Source organism: Cyclobacterium salsum (assembly GCF_010119245.1).
Classification (GTDB): Bacteria; Bacteroidota; Bacteroidia; order Cytophagales; family Cyclobacteriaceae; genus Cyclobacterium; species Cyclobacterium salsum.
In genome coordinates this window covers 56233-76894 of the sequence record NZ_WNKG01000014.1, presented here as the reverse complement: position 1 = coordinate 76894, position 20662 = coordinate 56233, and the positions used below count along the sequence as shown (strand labels likewise).

Genomic DNA, 20662 nt, shown 5'->3' with positions numbered 1-20662 from the left:
GTTGCCATAGAGCAGGTCTCCGATGAAATAAAGTAGCATACTGGCGAAGAGTCGCCCGAGAAAGGCTACAAATAGCAACTTGTATTTTTGTTAATCCAATCGCCCTTTGCCCGCTTTTTGCTAAAAAAATAAGACGGCAGGATGGTGTAGAGGATTTTGACTGACCCGCCTTTCGAAAGCTTGTCTCGTTCAAGCTTAGGAGCTGCCCAAACGCACCATTGATATTCCGGTTCGATGATGATGGGCGTGTAGGTTTTTCCGGTCAGTTCCGCAGCAGTAGCCCGATCCCGCTCCAGGTCGTCCAGGTATTTCAAAAACAACACCCAGGAAGTCTGCTCCACATAATCCAATTCACTACCACAGCCGGCATCTTTGTGCAGGATATCGTCTATATTTTTGAAGGTTTGTTCGAACATTTTTTTCGATTATTTCAAATTTTTAGTTTCATTCTTTTCTGACCGTGGGCTGCTGAAAACCAAGGTTCTTCCTTCTTTGTTTTGGGATATTGTCTCAAGAAAAACCAATTTTAAATAAATTTGTGTAGTATTTTATTATATGGTAATACCAACCGTATAACCGTCAGATTTGGGTTTACATGCGTTAATTTTTACCCTTAATATTTTCTTCGGTTGAATACAATATTGCCCATTCAGTTCTTGCTTTGTTCTCAATATCTGATAGGGTTTCTCCATCATCAATTTTAATATTTACAAATTTGGTGTTGTCATAAAATTTGCTTCCCATCTCATCGCCTATCTCTGTAATTAATTTATCTCGCAGAATTGCATTCATAAAAAAACTTTCACTTTTACCTTGGACCTCATAAATTATTATTCCTATTTCATCGGCAGATATCCAAAATACATCTTCATATTTTTTTATATTCATATCGATTTTTTCGATAAGACCACCAGACAGAGATTTTTTTACCTCCAAAGCATTTTTGCCTAATTTTCCATAAATCAAGCTAACATAATGATTTTTTGGCCTAACCTTAAAAGTATAACTTAGATTGTTTTGAATATCAATTTTTCTTTCCAAATTGTATTTAAGTATTCTTACTTCTTGTTGATAGTAAATCATACTTAGCCAGATTATCAGGAAAATTATTAAAAAGAAAATAGCTTCTGTACTCCAATAATAATTAGCATAACTATATAGGTTGTTTTTTAAAATCTCAAACTTTTCTTTCAATATTTTCGAATCTTTCTCAATAAAAAGTGGTAAAATTCCCAATATAGTTGCGATACCTAAAACCCAAGCAGAAATAATATTCACCAAAGACCTATTTGCATGAATTACTAACTTACTTCTATTTACAAATTTGTAAACACTATTACCTAATCCTTGACTTAATTTCCTTTTGTTAATCATTTAAAACTACGTTCTTGGACTTCCTACTTTTTTAACATCTCTTAGTTTTTCTTCTCCAATTTGAAGAAGCTCTCTAAACGTTTTTGCCCTATTAACTTCTACTGCAGCAAAACGAAAGGATATTTCAATTGAGTCTTTCTTATAATTTGAAAAGAAATTAAATTTTTCACAATTATTTTTTATTCGTACAAAAATTTGATTGGTTTTAATTAAGCTTTTAGGAATGAAAAATATAAATTCATCTCCGTGTCTAAATCTTAACGTTATTGATCCTTTAGGTATTGAACTTCTAGCTATATCAATAAATTTTAAGATTACTTTATCTCCTGTGTCATAGTCATAAATATCATTCACAATATGAAAATTTTTTAAGTCTAAAAATACAATTGAATAATTACTATTTCGCTTCTTAACAAGGTCAAAAATCGGTGGTAAATATTCTAATCGTGGAATTAACAATAATGGGTCTAAAGCACACATTGGTTCCAGATGGTAATTATATTCTTGATTTTTAAAAAACGAATACGATTGATGGTCATGCATAGGGGATTTTCAATTGAATTATAGTTTTGAATACTAATGGCTACGTATTTTATCCATGACAAAACTAGCTTTGTTTGCCCAAATTGGGTAAATAATCTCGGTTATTAAATTTTGCTACCGGGCCATTCTAGTAACAAGGAGCAAGGAAAATTCTATAGTTTCGGCTATACAGTGGTTTTTAAAAACATATGAATTAGTTAAGAACCAATCTTGCGATCAGGTTCCAAACCTTACTCCATATACACGAACAATATAGTACATTTTTCTTAAATGGGTAGGGGTCCGTTTCGAAAAATCCAATCCTGCCATCAAAAAAAGCTGATAGCAAGAAAATTTCCGGAAGGAAAAAATAAAAAAAGGATACTTCCGAATTGCCTGGAGGTACTTCGCAAGTACCCCCCTCCACTTATGAAGTCCCTTCCCCTACTTGCGAAGTGGGGGGAGGGACTTCAAACTGACAAGCCTGAGGTTCGGAACTCGAACGTTGCGGTTCGGAAGTACCCCTTTGCGGTTCGGAACCTCAAATTTTGACCTAAAATTCGGAACTTTCAGGGAAAAAATAGAAATTCCTGACATTTTGACCGGAAATTATTCAGGTTCTTATGCGAAAGGGGTACTTCCGAAGTGGGGGGGAGTACTTCGGAACTCGGCCTGTCAGGTTCTGAACCGGAAGCTTGGAGTTCGGAAGTGGGTCAGTGCAGCTAAAAGGCGGAAAATGGTGTCTTTTTGGCAGATCAGTCGAGCAAAAAGCCACATGATTGAAGTTAAAAAGTGAACGTTTTCAATTGAGAACCGCAGATTTGAAGTTGGGACGCTTAACACGGCGCCTGGAATCGAAATAAGGAAGTTTAATTTGGGGACTGCCCGAAAATTGAAAAAGGGCGCAGTCTGGAGAAATCCACCTGCACCCTTTAGTTAATTTTAGGTGACATAAGCAACTTTTCTTTTTTTACACATCCGTTCCATTGGTTGAAGCACTACCGGGCTTTTCAAACCGTTTCCTGAGGTCCTCATAGATTACCTTGGCATCTGCAGCGTTCATTTTTGCTCCGTAATTAACGGAATCATTTTTTCGATTTTCTCATTTTTGTACGAAGCATCCTGTTGACGTCTTCGTCTGTCCATCCTTTTTCATCCCAAACCTTGTTTGCCGATTTTATCGCTCTGTCAGCGAAAAAGGTAGCAATCGTTTCCTTGAAATCCTTTAGCTCCTCATCGGTCAGATTGTGGGAAAAGGCTTTTAAAATTTCAAGTTGCCCGTTGGACAATGGCTGTTTTATTTCATCCATGATTGGTTCACTTTTCTTCCAATCTACTTATTTTATGTTTTGTGTCCAAGAACAAGCCATGAAGTTAAAAGGGGAAGATTGTGTCTTTGTGCAAAGAAATTGGAGCAGAAATGCGTTTGACTAAAGATAAAGAGCTGAAAATTCGACTTCTGCACTGCAGCATTGAATTTCGGAAAAGAAACGCTCGGGCCTGGAATCTAAAAAAGAAAGTTTAATTTGGGGCCTGCCCGACAATTGAAAAAGGGAGCCGCCTGGAGAAATCCAACTGCACCCTTTAGTTATTTTTAGGTGACATAAGCAACTTTTCTACAAAGGGGGCAGTGCCATCTCCCATTTTAGGAATAGTTTGCCGCTCGGAAGGCGAAAGTGCCGCCAGGTCAAACCACTATATTTACTACCGGTTATTTCAGGTTAAATAGTATCTTTCCGCCTTGCAGGTTTTGGCGTTAAGAAATCCGGGCAGTGAGGTGGTAAAGGCAGAGGCATGTCTGACGATGGTTTTGGTTTAGTATTGCTTTACTTAAAACATGCATTTATTACCAAAACCTGAGGAGTTTGCCTATGCGCGGGAGGCGCCCGGGTTTTAGCCAAAAGATGCACAGCGGCGGGGTTTTTTGGTCACTTTTTTGATCCCGATTCGCTTCCCTGCTCGGGACGGGCTCTGCAGCAAAAAAGTGACAAGGTAAAACAAAGCTAAAACGCTATGAAGTTCAGGTTTAGCGTTAATACATATAATCGGAGAAATCACCGGGAATAGAGTCTATTTTATTCTAAAAGCTCTGTTTTACATAGAGAAAACGCATTTGAGTGGTCTTCTTCGCACTATTTCATTGATCGTTTATTATTCCAATCTGGATTACTGGCGAAATTCCTAATTTAAAAATTTCAATCTGATAATTTTCTTGTAACAAATGAGATTTCCAAAGATCAATTAACCTACCTTATCGAAGTCCCAAGAAAGAACATAAAAAAAGCCTCAAAGTCAATTTGAAGCTACTATAAACTTGCCTGGGCTACATTTGGGAGCTTAATTTCCATTTCTTTGGAAATAGCCAAATCAGTCCTGAAATAAATCGATTCCTACTACGGGATTGATTAATTTCCCATTGATGCTGTTTTGATTTGCGGTTAACAGGTCCCAGGGCTCCATTCTAGGTTCGTCCGATAAGTCAAACGTTCCGAAGTGCATGGGAATAAAATAGCTGCCTCCCAGCGTATTAAAAGCCTTGATTGCGTCGGTTGGGCTGATATGGGCTTGGGCCATAAACCATTCCGGTTTGTAGGCACCTACGCCCATCAGGCAGTATTGGGGCTTGCCCATGATGTCAGAAATATCTCCGAAATGGGCTCCGTATCCGCTATCTCCCATAAAGTAGACGGTCTTGTCCGAACCTGTCAAATAAAAGCCTCCCCATAAATTTTCATTCAGATCCCAAAGCCACCTTCTGGACCAGTGACGGGCTGGCAGGTAGGTGATGCTAAGTCCTTCGGTCTTAAATTCCTGGTACCAGCCGGCTTCCTGAATTTCCTGGCCGTTTGTCCATCCCCCAATGACTTCTCCCAGCTTTAAGCCGGTGAGAATTTTCATATCGGGATGGTTATCCGATAAAAAACGAATGGTCTTTTTGTCGCAATGATCCCGGTGATTGTGAGAAAGGAGAAGGTAATCGATCGGCGGGAGGGATTCGGGTGAAAATGGTAGTTTGCTTTCTCTTTTCAGAAAGATGTTATCAAATAATACCGGATCGGTTAAAATCATCTTCCCGTTAATTCGCATCAGGTAGCTGGCATGCCCCAGCCAGATTAGAAAATCACTTTCTCCTTCTGGTAGGGTAGCTATTTCTTTGACGTTCAGGGTACGTGTCTCTGCTTCCTTTTCCTCCTTTTGCGGGTTTTCGGAGGTTTGCCATTTCCACAAGTCCCCAAAACTGGACTCAAATTCATGGTATAGGTTGGTAAATTGACCTTTACCGTTGACCGGATTTCCTTTCCAATCCGGCGAGGGGTGCACGGTCTTCAATTCGGGGTTGTGCATGTAAGTGGTTTTATTTGAATCTTTTGAAGAACTGCACCCAACAGTTAGAAAAAAAACCGTGCTTGCCAGGATTAAGAGTCCTATTTTCACTTCGGTCCTTGTGTTATAATTCATTTGCTTACGGAGTATTCAAGATGACTTCAACTGGAAAGGAATGGGCTTTGCTAAGTCTGGTAAATGGAAAACCACCTCGCTGATAAAAAGGTTTTAATCCAGGCTAACCATGACATGGTTACTGCTGCCATTTATCAGGGTCGGGAAGTAATAGCTTCTCCACCTCTTTCCAGGAGCTTACCCGAACATGTTTTCCCGGAGAAGTGGTCTCATTATGGGGTTGGCTGAAAAGGTACGTTTCTCCGCTAAAGTGATCCAGGTTTTTAAAATGATCGTCGATCATTATATCCGTTTTGATAATTTCCTTCGACCCACAAAATACCATCTGCCGCCAATGAATAAAGGGAAAATGCTTGTTCAGCCAGCGTTGTTTTTCGTATAAGCTCAATGGGAATTCGGTGGCTGCGGAGACAATAAATACCTTATAATGAGCACTTATTTTTTTCAAGGAATCCTGCGCCCCAGGGATTAATGGAGCATTTTCAAAAAAGCCCGGAGCATACACATGCTTTTTTAGTAGTGGAAAGGCCTCTGCTTCTTTTAGGCCACGGATGGCCTCCGGACTTATTTTTTCTCCTGTATCCTGAAAATGCATTTCTAAAAATTGACGGTAGACATCAGCTAATACACCGTCCATATCCACGGCAATGCTCTTCATGCGTCTTTGTTATTTAAGGCATCTACCAATTGCCTGTTGAGTTTGCGTTCCCTTTCCAAGGTATTGCGGCGGTGTTGATCAAATTCTTCCCGAAGATCTTCCAGGGTCTGTTGGGTTTCGGCCGTAATTTTATGGCCGCGTTTGAATTGAATAAACGAAATAATCAGAACAAGGAGTAGAAGGACTATGACTCCCCATACCAGATTGTTGTAAAATTGCTTGTGCAAAAGGAACCCAAAGATACTGAAGCTGTCTCTTTCTTCAATGGCACGAGCCAGTTCCTCCCTGGTTTCGGCCAATTCACTGTTTAATTGGGTAACCTGGTTGTTGTTTTCCGAGAGGCTCCTTTTTAACTCCTGAATTTCATTCTGATACCTTTGTGTAGAGTCAAGGATGGTGGCCTGAAGTTGATCCAATTCCGCTCTTTTGATTACCTTGTATTCCTGATAATTGGAAGAAATCCGTTTCAGGTTTTCAAATTGTTCCTGGATCGTGCCGTTTTCTGCGGTTTCCGTTTCGGCGCTTTCACCTTGAGCGAAGGTTGCTGCCTGAAAGGCTATAAAAAGCGTAAATAAAAAAAAGGTAACTTTCATAATAGGGCTGTGTTATAATGCTGATTCGTATTGCTTCCCTCAACAATATTCATGCAAAACTAAAAAATAATACACGAATTCAGCTTATTTTTTTCAAAGAGATCGGCTTTTTATGTTTTTTCTTTGAAATCCATGGAGATTGAATTTATACAATACCGGGTACCTCCCTTGTCTGATGGGCCATCTGGAAAGCGATGTCCTAAATGGCCGCCACAAACGGCACAACAAATCTCCTCTCGCACCATGCCATGCGAATAATCCATGGTAACAGTGATGGCATCTTTTGAAACCGGATGGGTAAAACTGGGCCAACCGCATCCACTGTCGTATTTATCACGGCTGTGGAATATTTCATTCCCGCAACCACGACATTCATAAATTCCTGTGGCCTTATTGAGATAATATTCTCCGGAAAAAGCCCTTTCTGTTCCTTTTTGCCTTAACACCCGGTAGGCATCCGGATCCAACTTGCTTTTCCAATCTTCTTCAGTCAGCTTTTTTGCCGCATCATTTTCCATACTATCCTATCTTTATTTCTATACCATAACTCCTATTTAGCCGGAATGGTTTCGCTACGAATCGATGGATCGAATAATCTGGGAACAGGCAAATTCAATTTCCGAGCGACTAATCGTCAGGGGAGGGGCAATGCGCATGGCATTGTCACAAAACAAAAACCAATCGGTGATCACGCCATTATCTATGCACCGGTCAATGATCGGTTTCAGGACTTCAAAAGACTCGAAACTTAGGGCCATCATTAGTCCTTTGTTTCGAATACCGGTTATTTTTGGATGCACCAGAAGCTTTTTGAACAAGTTGGCTTTTTCGGTCACAGCAGCGACCAATGCCTCGTCCTGAATAACCTGAATGGTGGCCAGGGAAGCGGCAGCACTTACCGGATGTCCCCCAAAGGTGGTGATATGACCCAAAAGCGGATTATTCTTTAATACTGACATGATCTCCCTGGACGAAATAAAGGCACCGATAGGCATGCCTCCGCCCATACCTTTGGCGCAGACCAGGATATCCGGTTGGATTCCAAAATCCTCGAAAGCCCAGAATGTCCCTGTTCTTCCGAATCCGGCTTGTATCTCGTCCAATATGAGAAGGGTTCCTGTTTCATTGCACTTTTTTCTCAAGGCCTGAAAATAGGCCCTGTCAGCCACCCGTACTCCTGCCTCTCCCTGTATGGTTTCCAGGATTATGGCTGCTGTATCAGTGGTAATCGCTTCCAGATGGTCCTGATTTCCGTAAGCAATTTGGCGTATTCCGGGTACAAGCGGACGATAGGCTCGTTTAAATTGTTCATTACCTCCGACGGAAAGTGCCCCATGGGAGGATCCATGGTAGGCATTTTCACAGGACAGTATTTCCCGGCGATTGGTGTACCTTTTAGCCAGTTTCAAGGCTCCTTCCACCGCCTCACTGCCACTGTTTACCAGGTAAACGTTGTCTAGCGGGTCGGGTAAGGTCTGTACCAGTGCCCGCGCCAATAGGGCCTGGGGTTGTTGCACGTATTCGCCATACACCATCAGGTGAAGGTACTTGTCCAGTTGTGCCTGTATGGCTGCGAGGACCTTTGGGTGCCGGTGGCCCACGTTACTTACCCCGATACCGGAAATCAGGTCCAGGTACTGCTTTCCGTCCGGCCCGTAGAGAAATACGCCCTCGGCTTTCTCTATTTCGATCATAAGCGGGAAATCGGTTGTCTGGGCTAAATGAGCAAGAAATAGTTGACGATTATTCATGAATTGCGATGCAGTTTATTGGGCGTATCGGCTTGGGTTTACGAATGCTGCAAAAGTACACATATGCCAGCGTTAAATAAAACCGAAACGAATCCCTGCCGGTTTACAGTGAATTGGCTGCAAACTTTAAATAATTTCGCTGGGATGACGGATTATTTCATTCAAATCCCTTAATTTGATCCTTCAATAAACCGTAAACTAAAAAAAACCTATGAAATTTAAATGCCTTAGCTTGTTGTTATTGCTGGGATCAGTCAGTTCATTTTCCCTTTTTGCCCAGCAAAATGAAACCAAATTACCACCGGAAGCAACCGAATTCTACGAACCAAAAGTACAGCCTGTAAGCCCGGGTAGCGAAAACCACCTTCCGCCTGCAGATGCGATCGTACTCTTTGGGGGCAACGATTTGAATGCCTGGGTAAGTGAAAGAGATGGAAGTTTTCCTAAATGGAACGTGGAAGATGGGATTCTGACAGTAGCTCCCAGAACCGGCGGCATAAAGACCAAAGAAGCTTTTGGAGATGTTCAGGTACATATCGAATGGCGTGCACCTAGCGAAGTGGTAGGAAACGGACAGGGAAGAGGTAATTCCGGATTTTTCTTTATGGGAAAATACGAGCTGCAAATTTTAGATTCCTACGATAACGAAACCTATTCGAACGGTCAGGCCGCCAGCATTTACAAGCAACATCCCCCCCTCGTTAACGCCATGCGTGCTCCCGGGGAGTGGAATACCTACGATGCCGTATTTACGGCTCCCAGATTCAACGAAGACGGAATGTTGATTTCACCGGCACGGATAACCGTTTTTCATAATGGTATTTTGGTACAAAATAATGTAGAGCTGAAAGGCCCAACCCAATACATCGGGATTCCTCATTATGTGGCGCATCCCGAAAAATTACCCTTCCATATCCAGGATCATAGTAATCCTGTTAGCTTTAGAAATATCTGGGTGAGAAAACTAGATTGAGGTATTCGCTGTAATAAACCAATCAAATCATGAATTCAAGAAGAAAATTTTTACACCGTTCTTTACTGGCTTCGGCCGGAATGGCGGCTTTTCCCGCTGCGCTATCCGCAGGAGAATTGAATGCACCGTTTAGGAAAGTCGGCGCTAATGATCAGATCAACTTCGGCCTTATTGGATGTAAGGGCATGGGTTGGTCTAATATGAACAGCCATTTGCTTTTACCAGAAGTCAATTGCGTAGCATTGGCAGATGTGGATCAGAATGTACTCGATCAACGCACCGAAGATGTCTATAAACTGAGGGGAAAGAGACCCAAACAATACAAGGATTACCGGCAGCTATTGGAGGATCCGGATATCGATGCCGTCATCATCGGAACGCCTGATCATTGGCATTGCCTGAACCTGATAGACAGCTTATCTGCCGGTAAACACGCCTATACCGAAAAGCCATTGGCTAACAGTATAGAAGAGTGTAAGCTGATGGTAAAAGCGGCGGATCGATACGGAAAACTGGTGCAGGTAGGACAGTGGCAGCGTAGCGGATCCCAATACGCCCAGGCGATCGATATGGTTAAGTCTGGAAAACTGGGAAATATTCGCCTGGTAAAAACCTGGGCCTACCAGGGTTGGATGAAGCCTGTGCCTGTAGTGCCTAACGCACAGCCTCCGGCGGGAGTCGATTATCAAATGTGGCTGGGACCTGCTCCCGACAGGCCGTTCAATCCCAACCGATTTCACTTTAATTTCCGCTGGTTTTGGGATTATGCCGGAGGGCTTATGACTGACTGGGGCGTACACGAAATTGACATTGCCTTGTTCGCCATGGGAGTCAGTGCCCCCAAGTCCATCATGGCTTCGGGTGGTAAATTGGCTTATCCGGATGATGCTTCGGAAACACCCGACACCCTGCAAACCGTTTACGAATACGATGGGTTTAACATGCTGTGGGAGCATGCTACGGGTATTGATGGCGGAAATTATGGAACCACGGAAGGAATCGCCTTTATTGGGAATAACGGAACCCTGGTGGTCAATAGGGGTGGCTGGAAAGTCATTGCGGAAACAGAAAATGTGGATGGCCAGCGAAAAGAGAAAATTGAAGCCATGGAGCTGGTCCGACCCGAAGGAAATGCCCAGCGCATTCATTGCAAGAACTTCGTAGAATCCATCAAAGCAAACGACCCAACCATGCTTAATTGTGGCATAAAAACCGGATCGGTGGCGGCCATCAATGCCCATATGGGAAATGTCGCCTATAAACTAGGTGAAAAGATCTACTGGGATGCTGCCAAGGATCAGTTTACGAATAAAAAAGCCAATAAAATGATGAAGTCAGACTATCATAACGGCTGGAAACTTCCCAGCGTTTAATAGTTCATAATAAAAAAGGGGCCAATTGGCCCCTTTTTTATTAATAATTTTCCAGCATGCGTTTTATGTGCGCTTTGGCATCCAGCATGTTTTGAAAAACATCCTTGATGTGATGATTCTCATCCAACAGGTAGGTGATTCGCTTTGGAATTCGAATAAGCGGAACCAGGGCATCGTATTTTTCGCATACCTTGCCGGAAGTATCGGAGAGCAATTCAAACGGTAAATCATGCTCTTTCTTGAAGCGTAGGTGGGTGGGCATATCGTCCCGGCTAATTCCGATTACGGGTAACTCCAAGCCCCTGAAATCCTCAAATTGATCCCTGAATTCACAGGCTTGAGCGGTGCATCCTCCGGTAAAATCCTTTGGATAAAAATAAACCACACAGGCTTTGCCTTTTAGATCATTCGATAGTGAAAATAGCTTGCCGGAAGTAGATGGCAAAGTAAAATCAGGTGCTTTTTGACCAATTTTTAATCCCATTTCTTTTTTAATTTATTACTTCAAATCCGCTACCTAATCCTATATTCAACTGATAAAGTAAAGGTTAAACCGGTCAGGTTTCCTCTACCCAACGTTTATTGTTGGCTGAATAGCAACAAAACCTGACCAGTTTTCGGATGTTAGGTAGTAACAAAACGAGGGGAAATTAGTTTAGAAACAGCCTGAAATATTCCTCTGGAAGGAACCAAAAGCAGTAATTTTCACTTATCCTAAAAGTTTTCTCACGAAGTAAATCGATTGGTTTGAGCAATGATAGCGTCCGGCACATGTTGCTGGCTGGATTTTTTTTCGCCCTTATGAATGTGACGGTCAAATATTTACCGCACATCCCTGCAATTGAAATCATCCTTTTCCGCTCTGTTTTTAGTTTTGTATTCAGTTATATTTTGTTGAAACAGCAGCGAGTACCCGTGATGGGGAATAATAAAAAGCTGTTGATACTGAGGGGAGTGGTGGGTTCTATTGGCCTGATTACGTTTTTTTATACCTTGCAAAATATTCCACTTGCCAGTGCGGTGACGATCCAATACCTAGGGCCTGTGTTTACCAGCATTTTGGGGATTTTTATCGTGAGAGAAAGAGTCTTGCCCGTTCAGTTTCTCTATTTTGCCGTGGCTTTTTCGGGTGTATTGATGATTGAGGGCTTTGATTCCCGAATTGATCCGGTGTTTTTGGGAATTGGGATTACCTCAGCCCTTTTTTCCGGCCTGGCCTATAATGTGATCCGGAAGCTGAAAAACACCGAGCATCCTTTGGTAATCGTTTTTTATTTCCCATTGGTCACTACCCCGTTTGCGGGGCTGATTAGCTATTATTTCTGGGTAACTCCTCAAGGCTGGGATTGGGGTTTACTGTTGTTGATAGGTGTTTTGACTCAGTTTGCACAGTATTTTATGACCATGGCCTATCAAAATGCCAACCTGGCGAAGGTTGCCAGTCTGAACTATGTGGGAATTTTGTATGCCTTGGGATTTGGCTATGTTTTATTTGAAGAGACCTATAATCTATGGACGTATGGTGGCATGCTGCTGGTCCTTTCCGGGGTCATCCTAAACTTGCTTCACTCAAGAGGGGTTCCTTCAAATAAATAGGGCAAAATATGGCATAAGAAGTCGAATCCTGTAAATTTGGGTTTTATACCTAGTTTTTATGAAAATCACCAAAGATCTCTACCAAAGTTCGCTGACTTTACTAACCGATTATTACCAATTTACCATGGCCTATGCTTACTGGAAGGCTGGTAAAGCGGAAGAAGAAGCCATATTTAATCTTTTTTTTAGAAAAAATCCTTTTCAGAGCGGATTCACCGTCGCTGCAGGTTTGGACTATATCATTGATTATTGTCGAAACATGACCTTTGGCGACAAGGAACTGGCATTTTTAGCGGAAATGGTAGATAAAAAAGGCGAAAAAGTGTTTGAAGCGGAATTTATCAGCTACTTGAAACACATGACCTTTAGCTGCGATATAGATGCCGTGGAAGAGGGGGAAGTGGTCTTTCCAAACATGCCGCTTGTTCGGGTAAAAGGCCCGCTGATTCAGTGCCAGCTTCTGGAGACACCTTTATTGAATATCATTAATTTTCAGACGCTGATTGCCACCAAGGCTTCTCGGATTGTGCTGGCCGCAAATGGCGATCCGGTGATGGAATTCGGTTTAAGAAGGGCTCAGGGAATAGATGGAGCGTTAGCGGCCAGCCGGGCTTCTTATATTGGTGGTTGTACCTCAACCTCTAATGTCATGGCAGCGAAGCTGTTTGATATTCCGGTTTCAGGCACCCATGCCCATAGCTGGATCATGTCTTTTGAAAGCGAAATGGAAGCTTTTGAGGCTTATGCAGCGACCTTTCCAGATAATACGGTGCTTTTGGTGGACACCTATGATATTATTCAGGGTGTTAAAAATGCCATTACCCTGGCCGGGAAATTAAGGGAAAATGGAAAACAACTGCAAGGGATCCGGATTGATTCGGGTGATTTGGCCTATTTCAGCAATCAGGCTCGGGAAATGCTTGATAGAGCCGGATTTCCGGAAGTGAAGATAGTGGCCAGTAATGACTTGGACGAGCACATCATCACCTCCCTCAAAATGCAGGAGGCCTCGGTGGATATTTGGGGCGTAGGGACCAAACTCGTTACCGCCTATGATCAACCAGCCCTTGGGGCGGTTTACAAACTTTCTGCCCTTAAAAACCGCAAAGGAGACTGGGTGCCAAAAATTAAGTTATCCCAACAGTCGATAAAGATTAACATTCCCGGGTATCATAACGTAATGCGTTTTACTTCTCGTGGAAAAGCCATGGCGGATATGATTTACCTGGAAGGAATGGAACATGGCAATTCCGTAACCATTATTGACCCCATTGATCCTACCCGAAGAAAAAAGATTTCGGTGGAGAACGCCAGCACGGAGGTTTTGCTGAAACCCATATTCAAGAATGGAAAAAAAGTGTACCACAGACCCACCATTCACCAAATTCGTGAGAAAGCTCAAAATAGATTGGAAGCTTTTGATAAAACCCATAAACGGCTTATTAACCCCCATATTTATCCGGTCGGTTTAGAGGCCGGATTATATGAATTCAGAACGAATCTGGTACTGAAGTTAAAATCCATGGACAATGGTACTTGATCAAAAAAAGTGCCTTGCTATATAACGTCGAGCAGCGTGCTTTCCTTCTATTCTATTTTCACCATCGGGGAAATGTGGTAGCTAATGCGACTATTTTGGGAATTGTGAAAGGATGATTTTGATCCTCATCCAGTTTTCTCATTTTCATGATTTCCAGATTCCCACAAGAAAATGAAAGCACTCCCTCCTCATCAATTTCAAACGTATGTGCCGACTTGAGTACGGTTAGGAAAATGTCCTCCCCATCCCCTTCACACCATTTCTCGGTCATTCCCATAAATCCGAGCACATCGATTCCATTTCCTTCCAGGTAGGTAAGAATGCTGAAAATATTGCATCCAGTATGTCCAATAGCGGTCTTATTAGCCGTGTCAAAATAAAGGGTAGGCTTCTTATCCGGAAATAGTTCTTCGAACGGCTTGAATTTGTCGTAGATGTAACTCAATTCCCACAAGCCTTCCAGGTCTTTTTGAGAGGTGTTTTTATGGGACTTTTCGGGAAACGGTTCGATTTCTATGGTATCCGGCATTTGCGCAAATCCTAAACCTGCCAGCATTGAAAACAATACTATCCATATAGGGAATATTTTTATCATGGTTATAGGGTTCAATGTCAAGTGAAATATAACAATTAATTGATAAGATTAAAATGAAAAGCGCAAATATTAAGCCACATTCAACTTGCATTAGATTAAACCCTATCAAAAAGTAAAAACCCTTTAGAAATAAGATTCTAAAGGGTTTTTCATTGCTAAATCAGCCTAAAGGCCGTCGGTAGTGGCATGAAGCTTTCCTAGTTCCTGGTCAATGGTCCATAGCCCTATGCCTTCTTCTCCGATAATTTCAAATATTTCCAACGCCCTCCTCGCAAGGGTTTCTTCCTCCCGTTGCTCCGTCACATACCACTGCATAAAGCTGAAAGTGGCAAAGTCCTTCACATTAAAACAGTGGTCTACGATCAGATTGATGGATTTCGTTACCTCAATTTCATGTTCCAGAATCAATTCGAAGACCTCGCGAAGCGAGTTGAAGTTATGCCGAATGTTCGTAATTTCCGGTTGAACAGCATGTCCGCCAGCCTCATTGATGTATCGGAATAATTTTAGCATGTGCCCACGCTCTTCTTCGGCATGGTCGTATAAAAACCGTGCGGAATTCGTGAAGCCTTGCATTTCAGCCCAGGAAGCCATTGATAAGTAGTAGGCGGAAGACTTTCCTTCCATTTCTACCTGCTTGTTGAGCTTTTGCTCTGTATCGGTAAGTAAGGACCTTTTTAAGGTTACAATTTCTCTTTCAACTGTTTTCATAGCGTGTATATAGTTACATCTTTAACTTAAAAATAACGATTTTTTCATTAAAACAAGCCACTTTCAGAATGGAATTGACCATCAAAGACTTGCTAGTTGGATTTAGGCAAAACCATCAGGTTGATTTTACTAGGGTAATTCTCCGAATGAAATACTTTATGAATGGCTTTCACAAAATCTTCCTCCTCCGCTTCGAAAATGTTCTCCACGTATTTTTGTGGATTTCTGTCGATTAATGGAAACCAGGTGCTTTGGATCTGAATTTGGATCTTATGCCCTTTCTTAAAGGTATGGTAAATATCCTGCAATTGAAAATCCACATCTGTAATCTGATCCGGAATGAATGGCCGGGGCGATTCAAAACTTTCTCTGTATCGGCCTCTTATCACTTCTGACCTCACCATCAGGTGGTAATTACCCATGTCCACACCATCCAAAACGTATTCGTGGTTGGGGTAGTCCCCGGGGAAAACATCTACCACTTTCACTATCCAGTCAGCGTCGGTTTGAGAGGTGGCCACTTTTAATTGGGCCATGATTTCACCGGCCACTGTTAGATCGTCTTCCAGCACAGAGGATTCAAATGTTAGTACATCCGGTCGCCTGGCAGCAAATCGCTGGTCATCGGCCATGTATTTTCTGGGAGTGAAATTGAGTTTGATGTCCTGGCTGTACGGAACCGGATTTTCGGGATCGGATTCAAATTCGGAAAACCGGTTGCCACTGGGTTTATCCGTAGACAAGCCCCCGTTTTCCTGTAGGTAAAAACTCGTCCATTCGCTTTCTTTTGGAGGCCAATTTTCAAATTTGGCCCATTGGTTCTCACCGGTATCAAATAGGTATGCTTCGGGTAATCCGGTATTCCCATTTCCTTCTCCTTTGAGGAAATGGTTGAAAAATGTAAACTCTACCTCTTTTTGGTACCAGGTAGAAATAGAATCACCAAAGTACATGTTGGAAACGGTTTGAACGCCTCTTTCTCTGGACCAGTCTCCATGGGACCAGGGTCCCATTACCAAGGTATTGTAGGTATCTGGGTTGTTTTTTTCGATGGTTTTATAAATGGTAAGGGGCCCGTAGAGGTCTTCTGCGTCAAACCAGCCTCCGACCACCATCACAGCAGGAGAAACATCGGTTAAATGCGGAATGATACTCCGCTCTTGCCAAAACTCATTGTAATTCGGGTTGGATTTCAGTTGTTGCCAGAAAAAATTATCCTCCCCGTAGTAGGCATCGGCGTTTTTCAGCGGTCCCATATCCATAAAAAACTGGTACCCGTCATTCGTTCCGGGATTCACCATTTCATACCAGGCCTCGTCTGTCGGGCCGTCTTTCTGGTACCCGAATACAGTGGTAGCCAACCAGTAGCTCAGAAAGTAGGCTCCATTGTGGTGAAAGTCGTCAAAATAAAAATCGCCGATGGGAGCCTGAGGTGAAACCGCTAGCAGATTAGGATGGGCATAGGGAAGGGCGGCGGCACTATAAAACCCCGGGTAACTGATGCCCCATTGACCGACTTTTCCATTGTGATTTTCCAAATTTTCCAGTAGCCACTCAATGGTATCATAGGTATCCGTGCTCTCATCGATTTCCTCAGGGTCTCCAGTTCGGATACCGACGGTTGGCCGCATATTGTCGTATAATCCCTCCGACATCCACCTACCTCTGACATCCTGATAAATAAAAATATACCCGTCTTTCATTAAAAAAGGAGAGGGACCCAGAGCATTTCGCATGTTCCCTTCCCCGTAAGGTCCCGCGTTGTAGGGAGTACGTTGCATCAGAATGGGATAATTCACCGATTGATCTTTTGGATGGTAGACAACGGTGTGAAGGGTTACACCGTCTCGCATGGGGATGTCGTATTCCGTTTTGACATAATTTTCCTTAACGAAATTTTCGTTTTGTGCCTGCACAAATGAAAACGCTGAAAGGATCCAGAATCCCAGCAGGTAGCGAATTATTTTTTTAGGTTGCATCTTTATTTCTTTGGTTGTGCTTATGTAAACTTTTTATAATTTGAAAGGTTAAAACTTCATTTGGGTAAAAAATGAGTAGTTTTGTTTTTTAGTTTTGTCCCTTCCCCCGAGTCATTGGTTACCGGAGAGTAGAACAGTGTTCGGATGAATAAAGTTAAAACAGTAATTTGAATAAATGAAAACAGTAGCATTAATTCCCGCAAGATTTGGCGCTACCCGATTTCCTGCGAAGTTGCTGGCCGATCTAAGGGGAAAGCCTCTGATTGCCCGAACCTACCTCAGTACCCTGAATACCGGAGTATTTGATGAAGTAATGGTGGTTACCGATCACCAGGATATAGCTGCTGCCATTCAGCAGGAGGGAGGGAAGGTATTTATTAGTAAAAAGGAACACGAAAGCGGATCAGACCGAATCGCGGAGGCAGCCGCGTCCCTGGATGCCGAAATAATCGTGAATGTTCAGGGGGACGAACCTTTTCAGGATGAAAAATCCCTTTCGGATTTAGTAGCGGTATTTGCAGACAAGCAGGTACAGGTGGCTTCTTTAATGACTCCCATCTCCGGAGATGCCTTGATTCAAAACCCGAATATTGTAAAAGTCGTCACTGATTCTGACAATTTTTCTCTTTATTTCAGCCGATCGCCCATACCGTTTCAACGAGACAATAACAGCCAACCGAATTATTTCAGGCACATAGGTATTTATGCCTACAAAAAGTCGTTGCTGATGAAATTCACCGGTTGGGAGAAGTCAGCACTTGAGAAGGTAGAAATGCTGGAGCAATTGCGACTGCTGGAAAACGGTTATCGGGTAAAGATGGTCGAAACCAGCCACCAGGCGGTGGCCATCGATGTACCGGAAGATCTGGAAAGAGCCCTTCGGTATTTCGATGCTATCAACCCACGGTAAAACCGTATCCGCCCCATCCCTTTGCCAATGGTTTGAATAGAAAATTACACCCAGTTTCCTCTTTATTCTTCCGAGAGGTTAACCAGGTTTAACGAATGAACCGCAGCAAGGCCAGCTGTTTCGGTTCTGAGGCGGTGTTTTCCAAGGGAGCAGGGGTTGAAGCCTTTTTCCAACGCCAGGCTGATTTCACCCGGACTGAAATCTCCTTCCGGCCCGATTAAGACTAGGTAGGATCGGTTGGGCTTTGCCAGTTGCATCAAGTGTTGGGTATTATCTTTATCCAGATAAGCAATGTACCGATCGTAGGTAGCAAACGTTTTGTCCGCAACAAATTCTTCAAAGGGAGTGATCTCATTCATTTCCGGCAGCCAGGCTTTAAAACTTTGTTTGCAGGCTGCAATGAGTTTTTTTGTAAGTCGATCCAGGTTAACCTGACTTCGTTCGATATGGGTGGTCTTCAGAAAAGTGATCTCATTAAATCCGATTTCGGTAATTTTTTCTACCATCCACTCCATACGGTCCGTATTTTTGGTAGGGGCCACAGCAAGATGAATGTGAAATGGTTCCTGAGGAGTAAACTCCTGTTCAATAATTTTTAGTTTACACTTCTTTGGATGGTTTTCCGCAATCATGCAGGTAAAAAACGATCCTTTTCCATTGGTGAAAAGCACGGTGTCACCTATATTTTTTCGTAAAACCTTGACCAGGTGGTGGGATTCTTTATCACTTAGTGTAAACGCCTCCCCGTTGATATGTTCTTCAAAAAAAAGTTGCATCCTTGATTTGTTGTTTGGTCGAATTTATAAAAATTCATTCAGAATGAAGGGAGAAAATACGTAATATTGCATGCATATTCAATAATAAACCTCCCCAAACCATGACATCTGAAGACCTGATTGAATCCATAAAATCAACCAACAATCCAGATTGGCAGCAATGGCTGGAACAAACGCTACAGCTATTTGACTGCGTGACGGGTACCTTGCATGTGTTGAATCCTACAACCACTATTTTGGAGTTAAAGGCAAAGCAAGGAATCCCCGACTTTTTATTACCCAAAATGACCCAAATCCCGGTAGGAAAAGGAATGGCCGGGATCGCTGCTGAACGAAAGGAGGCTGTGCAGGTTTGCAACCTTCAGACGGATGACTCCGGTGTGGTCCGGCCTGGAGCAAAAGATACCAAGGTGGAGGGTGCTATCACGGCTCCTATGCTTTTAGACGGCGAACTTTTCGGGACCTTGGGAATAGCCAAAAAGGAGCCTTATGAATTCACCGAAAGTGAAACCGATTCTCTGATGGCTATTGCCGCTTCCATGGCAGTATTGGTAAAGGATTCCGAGGGCTAGACTTTTACGAATATTTTCAGTCGGTAGAGCAGGTACAGAAACACCCAGACCAACAGAAATGCCCCAAATGCCTGGAATACAGGGTACCAATCCTCGGGCAAAGGAGCATACAGTCCTGAAAATAGCTTATTGCTTGTATACCCAAAATCGATGAAACTGTAAGCGAAGTAGATGGTTAGGGAATTCAGTCCGATAACCTGAAAGAAGAACGCCCACTTTCGGATATGCCACACATCGATAATCCAATAGAACATTAGTAAAAACAAAAAGGCCATTCCTGTAGTCAGCAAGATAAAGGAGCTGGTCCAGAGGTGCTTATTGATAGGGAAATGCAGGCTCCAAAGTAACCCCACGGCAATTCCCGCTACTCCTGCTATTGCCAAATATTGCCCCTTTCGCTTATCCAGCCAGGCTTTACCTAGTATTTCACCGGCAAGAGTCCCAAATAGGGTTAAACACAGTGATGGTAGTTGGGTCAATATACCCAATTCGTCATAGGTTCCCTGCAGTAATCGGCCTGGTAGGAAGGTTCTGTCAAACCAGCCGACCAGGTTTCCTTCGAAGCTTAGGTCACCTGCTCCGTATCCCGGCACAGGAATTAAATACAAAGCTGCGTAGTAGAGCAATAAGATACCCAACCCGGAAGCCAATCTTTTGTAAAAATCCATATTCAGGTAAAACAGCGTAGCGACAAAGGTCGCCAGGCCAATCCTTCCCAGCACACTTCCCAACCTGATTTGGGAAGGTTCGAAAAAGGGGATGGGGGAATTTTTATATACGATGCCTAAAAGTATCAGGATAAGCATACGGATAAAGGTTTTTCGATACAAGGTGGAATTGGGCAAGCCCATAGCCTTTCCCTTATTCAAAGAAAAGGTGAGGGAAACACCGGCGATAAATAGAAATAAAGGGAAAATAAAATCGTAAAAGGTAAAGCCATTCCATGCAGGATGTGTTAGTTGGTTGGCCATCCAATCGATGGCTCCGATTCCAGTCTTTCCTTCAAGCAAGACGAGAAAAGTACCCCCTCCTGCAATCAATAACATGTCAAATCCCCTTAGGGCATCTATAGAAAGTAAACGTTTGGATGAAGAAGGAGCGGAAGATACTGGCGATCCTAGCTCAGGATCTTTTCGTTGTTCACTGGAAGTAGTAGTACTCATGATTACTTTATTAGGTGATTTGGGGTTATATATCCGAAAATCCCTTGATTTGGCGGATTCCTACCAATTTATTTTATTTATTTGGAATTTAAAAGTATTTTTAATTTCTCCATCTTT

The 20662-nt window shown here is 42.7% G+C and carries 21 protein-coding genes; 6 read left to right on the top strand and 15 right to left on the bottom strand.

The annotated features are described in order from the left end of the window. Positions 1 to 65 precede the first annotated feature (65 nt). The 9 genes from GJS45_RS23745 to GJS45_RS20880 form a co-directional block, all read right to left on the bottom strand. Positions 66 to 416 carry a type I restriction-modification system subunit M N-terminal domain-containing protein gene (locus GJS45_RS23745; protein ID WP_202928146.1) on the bottom strand — a complete coding sequence of 117 codons (351 nt, stop codon included), beginning with the start codon at positions 414 to 416 and terminating at the stop codon, positions 66 to 68. A 184-nt stretch (positions 417 to 600) separates the two neighbouring features. Then, a complete protein-coding gene (locus GJS45_RS20915; RefSeq protein WP_162343828.1) occupies positions 601 to 1374 on the bottom strand; it encodes a hypothetical protein in 774 nt (257 codons plus the stop codon). Between the two features lie 6 nt (positions 1375 to 1380). Next, positions 1381 to 1917, bottom strand: a complete 537-nt coding sequence (locus GJS45_RS20910) for a diguanylate cyclase (RefSeq protein WP_162343827.1) — start codon at positions 1915 to 1917, stop codon at positions 1381 to 1383. A gap of 1064 nt (positions 1918 to 2981) precedes the next feature. After that, positions 2982 to 3206, bottom strand: a complete 225-nt coding sequence (locus GJS45_RS20905; RefSeq protein WP_162343826.1) for a hypothetical protein — start codon at positions 3204 to 3206, stop codon at positions 2982 to 2984. A gap of 1057 nt (positions 3207 to 4263) precedes the next feature. Next, the gene (locus GJS45_RS20900; RefSeq protein ID WP_235954903.1) at positions 4264 to 5241 is read right to left on the bottom strand and encodes an MBL fold metallo-hydrolase; all 978 of its coding nucleotides are present in this window, start codon (positions 5239 to 5241) and stop codon (positions 4264 to 4266) included. Positions 5242 to 5473: 232 nt separating this feature from the next. Next, a complete protein-coding gene (locus GJS45_RS20895; protein WP_162343824.1) occupies positions 5474 to 6013 on the bottom strand; it encodes a 5' nucleotidase, NT5C type in 540 nt (179 codons plus the stop codon). Further along, positions 6010 to 6606, bottom strand: coding sequence for a hypothetical protein (locus GJS45_RS20890; RefSeq protein ID WP_235954902.1), 597 nt, complete (start codon positions 6604 to 6606; stop codon positions 6010 to 6012). The genes GJS45_RS20895 and GJS45_RS20890 overlap by 4 nt, the downstream gene beginning before the upstream one ends. Positions 6607 to 6716: 110 nt before the next feature. Further along, positions 6717 to 7124: a peptide-methionine (R)-S-oxide reductase MsrB gene (gene msrB, locus GJS45_RS20885; protein WP_162343823.1), complete on the bottom strand. Its 408-nt coding sequence runs from the start codon at positions 7122 to 7124 to the stop codon at positions 6717 to 6719. A gap of 54 nt (positions 7125 to 7178) precedes the next feature. Continuing rightward, the gene (locus GJS45_RS20880) at positions 7179 to 8357 is read right to left on the bottom strand and encodes an aspartate aminotransferase family protein (protein WP_162343822.1); all 1179 of its coding nucleotides are present in this window, start codon (positions 8355 to 8357) and stop codon (positions 7179 to 7181) included. A 211-nt stretch (positions 8358 to 8568) separates the two neighbouring features. On the opposite strand from GJS45_RS20880, the gene GJS45_RS20875 reads away from it, so the two are divergent. Both GJS45_RS20875 and GJS45_RS20870 read left to right on the top strand, forming a co-directional pair. Beyond that, positions 8569 to 9330, top strand: coding sequence for a 3-keto-disaccharide hydrolase (locus tag GJS45_RS20875; protein ID WP_162343821.1), 762 nt, complete (start codon positions 8569 to 8571; stop codon positions 9328 to 9330). A 29-nt stretch (positions 9331 to 9359) separates the two neighbouring features. Beyond that, entirely contained in the window at positions 9360 to 10703 is a 1344-nt protein-coding gene (locus GJS45_RS20870) for a Gfo/Idh/MocA family protein (RefSeq protein WP_162343820.1), read from the top strand. Between the two features lie 40 nt (positions 10704 to 10743). On the opposite strand, the gene GJS45_RS20865 is transcribed toward GJS45_RS20870, so the two are convergent. Further along, a complete protein-coding gene (locus tag GJS45_RS20865) occupies positions 10744 to 11187 on the bottom strand; it encodes a peroxiredoxin (protein ID WP_162343819.1) in 444 nt (147 codons plus the stop codon). Between the two features lie 287 nt (positions 11188 to 11474). Between GJS45_RS20865 and GJS45_RS20860 the strand changes: the two genes are divergently transcribed. After that, complete coding sequence (locus GJS45_RS20860) at positions 11475 to 12299, top strand: DMT family transporter (RefSeq protein WP_162343869.1); 825 nt, start codon at positions 11475 to 11477, stop codon at positions 12297 to 12299. A 58-nt stretch (positions 12300 to 12357) separates the two neighbouring features. After that, the gene (locus GJS45_RS20855; protein WP_162343818.1) at positions 12358 to 13839 is read left to right on the top strand and encodes a nicotinate phosphoribosyltransferase; all 1482 of its coding nucleotides are present in this window, start codon (positions 12358 to 12360) and stop codon (positions 13837 to 13839) included. Positions 13840 to 13897: 58 nt separating this feature from the next. On the opposite strand, the gene GJS45_RS20850 is transcribed toward GJS45_RS20855, so the two are convergent. The 3 genes from GJS45_RS20850 to GJS45_RS20840 form a co-directional block, all read right to left on the bottom strand. Further along, a complete protein-coding gene (locus GJS45_RS20850) occupies positions 13898 to 14434 on the bottom strand; it encodes an META domain-containing protein (RefSeq protein WP_162343817.1) in 537 nt (178 codons plus the stop codon). Between the two features lie 165 nt (positions 14435 to 14599). Next, entirely contained in the window at positions 14600 to 15145 is a 546-nt protein-coding gene (locus GJS45_RS20845) for a ferritin (RefSeq protein ID WP_162343816.1), read from the bottom strand. Positions 15146 to 15237: 92 nt separating this feature from the next. Continuing rightward, positions 15238 to 17124 (bottom strand): CocE/NonD family hydrolase, encoded by a 1887-nt coding sequence (locus GJS45_RS20840; protein ID WP_162343815.1) that lies wholly within the window; start codon positions 17122 to 17124, stop codon positions 15238 to 15240. A 175-nt stretch (positions 17125 to 17299) separates the two neighbouring features. On the opposite strand from GJS45_RS20840, the gene kdsB reads away from it, so the two are divergent. After that, positions 17300 to 18034 carry a 3-deoxy-manno-octulosonate cytidylyltransferase gene (gene kdsB / locus GJS45_RS20835; protein WP_162343814.1) on the top strand — a complete coding sequence of 245 codons (735 nt, stop codon included), beginning with the start codon at positions 17300 to 17302 and terminating at the stop codon, positions 18032 to 18034. Between the two features lie 62 nt (positions 18035 to 18096). Here kdsB and GJS45_RS20830 read toward each other — a convergent pair whose 3' ends face one another. After that, complete coding sequence (locus GJS45_RS20830; RefSeq protein WP_162343813.1) at positions 18097 to 18810, bottom strand: 16S rRNA (uracil(1498)-N(3))-methyltransferase; 714 nt, start codon at positions 18808 to 18810, stop codon at positions 18097 to 18099. A gap of 101 nt (positions 18811 to 18911) precedes the next feature. Between GJS45_RS20830 and GJS45_RS20825 the strand changes: the two genes are divergently transcribed. After that, a complete protein-coding gene (locus tag GJS45_RS20825; RefSeq protein WP_202928145.1) occupies positions 18912 to 19382 on the top strand; it encodes a GAF domain-containing protein in 471 nt (156 codons plus the stop codon). On the opposite strand, the gene GJS45_RS20820 is transcribed toward GJS45_RS20825, so the two are convergent. Beyond that, positions 19379 to 20545 (bottom strand): acyltransferase family protein, encoded by a 1167-nt coding sequence (locus GJS45_RS20820; protein ID WP_162343812.1) that lies wholly within the window; start codon positions 20543 to 20545, stop codon positions 19379 to 19381. The two genes, GJS45_RS20825 and GJS45_RS20820, sit on opposite strands and share 4 nt — an antisense overlap. Positions 20546 to 20662: the final 117 nt, after the last annotated feature.

Coding starts and splice junctions, on each gene's coding strand:
- GJS45_RS23745 (WP_202928146.1), bottom strand. CDS start 416: ATGTTCGAACAAACCTTCAAAAATATAGACGATATCCTGCACAAAGAT.
- GJS45_RS20915 (WP_162343828.1), bottom strand. CDS start 1,374: ATGATTAACAAAAGGAAATTAAGTCAAGGATTAGGTAATAGTGTTTAC.
- GJS45_RS20910 (WP_162343827.1), bottom strand. CDS start 1,917: ATGCATGACCATCAATCGTATTCGTTTTTTAAAAATCAAGAATATAAT.
- GJS45_RS20905 (WP_162343826.1), bottom strand. CDS start 3,206: ATGGATGAAATAAAACAGCCATTGTCCAACGGGCAACTTGAAATTTTA.
- GJS45_RS20900 (WP_235954903.1), bottom strand. CDS start 5,241: ATGCACAACCCCGAATTGAAGACCGTGCACCCCTCGCCGGATTGGAAA.
- GJS45_RS20895 (WP_162343824.1), bottom strand. CDS start 6,013: ATGAAGAGCATTGCCGTGGATATGGACGGTGTATTAGCTGATGTCTAC.
- GJS45_RS20890 (WP_235954902.1), bottom strand. CDS start 6,606: ATGAAAGTTACCTTTTTTTTATTTACGCTTTTTATAGCCTTTCAGGCA.
- msrB (WP_162343823.1), bottom strand. CDS start 7,124: ATGGAAAATGATGCGGCAAAAAAGCTGACTGAAGAAGATTGGAAAAGC.
- GJS45_RS20880 (WP_162343822.1), bottom strand. CDS start 8,357: ATGAATAATCGTCAACTATTTCTTGCTCATTTAGCCCAGACAACCGAT.
- GJS45_RS20875 (WP_162343821.1), top strand. CDS start 8,569: ATGAAATTTAAATGCCTTAGCTTGTTGTTATTGCTGGGATCAGTCAGT.
- GJS45_RS20870 (WP_162343820.1), top strand. CDS start 9,360: ATGAATTCAAGAAGAAAATTTTTACACCGTTCTTTACTGGCTTCGGCC.
- GJS45_RS20865 (WP_162343819.1), bottom strand. CDS start 11,187: ATGGGATTAAAAATTGGTCAAAAAGCACCTGATTTTACTTTGCCATCT.
- GJS45_RS20860 (WP_162343869.1), top strand. CDS start 11,475: ATGTTGCTGGCTGGATTTTTTTTCGCCCTTATGAATGTGACGGTCAAA.
- GJS45_RS20855 (WP_162343818.1), top strand. CDS start 12,358: ATGAAAATCACCAAAGATCTCTACCAAAGTTCGCTGACTTTACTAACC.
- GJS45_RS20850 (WP_162343817.1), bottom strand. CDS start 14,434: ATGATAAAAATATTCCCTATATGGATAGTATTGTTTTCAATGCTGGCA.
- GJS45_RS20845 (WP_162343816.1), bottom strand. CDS start 15,145: ATGAAAACAGTTGAAAGAGAAATTGTAACCTTAAAAAGGTCCTTACTT.
- GJS45_RS20840 (WP_162343815.1), bottom strand. CDS start 17,124: ATGCAACCTAAAAAAATAATTCGCTACCTGCTGGGATTCTGGATCCTT.
- kdsB (WP_162343814.1), top strand. CDS start 17,300: ATGAAAACAGTAGCATTAATTCCCGCAAGATTTGGCGCTACCCGATTT.
- GJS45_RS20830 (WP_162343813.1), bottom strand. CDS start 18,810: ATGCAACTTTTTTTTGAAGAACATATCAACGGGGAGGCGTTTACACTA.
- GJS45_RS20825 (WP_202928145.1), top strand. CDS start 18,912: ATGACATCTGAAGACCTGATTGAATCCATAAAATCAACCAACAATCCA.
- GJS45_RS20820 (WP_162343812.1), bottom strand. CDS start 20,545: ATGAGTACTACTACTTCCAGTGAACAACGAAAAGATCCTGAGCTAGGA.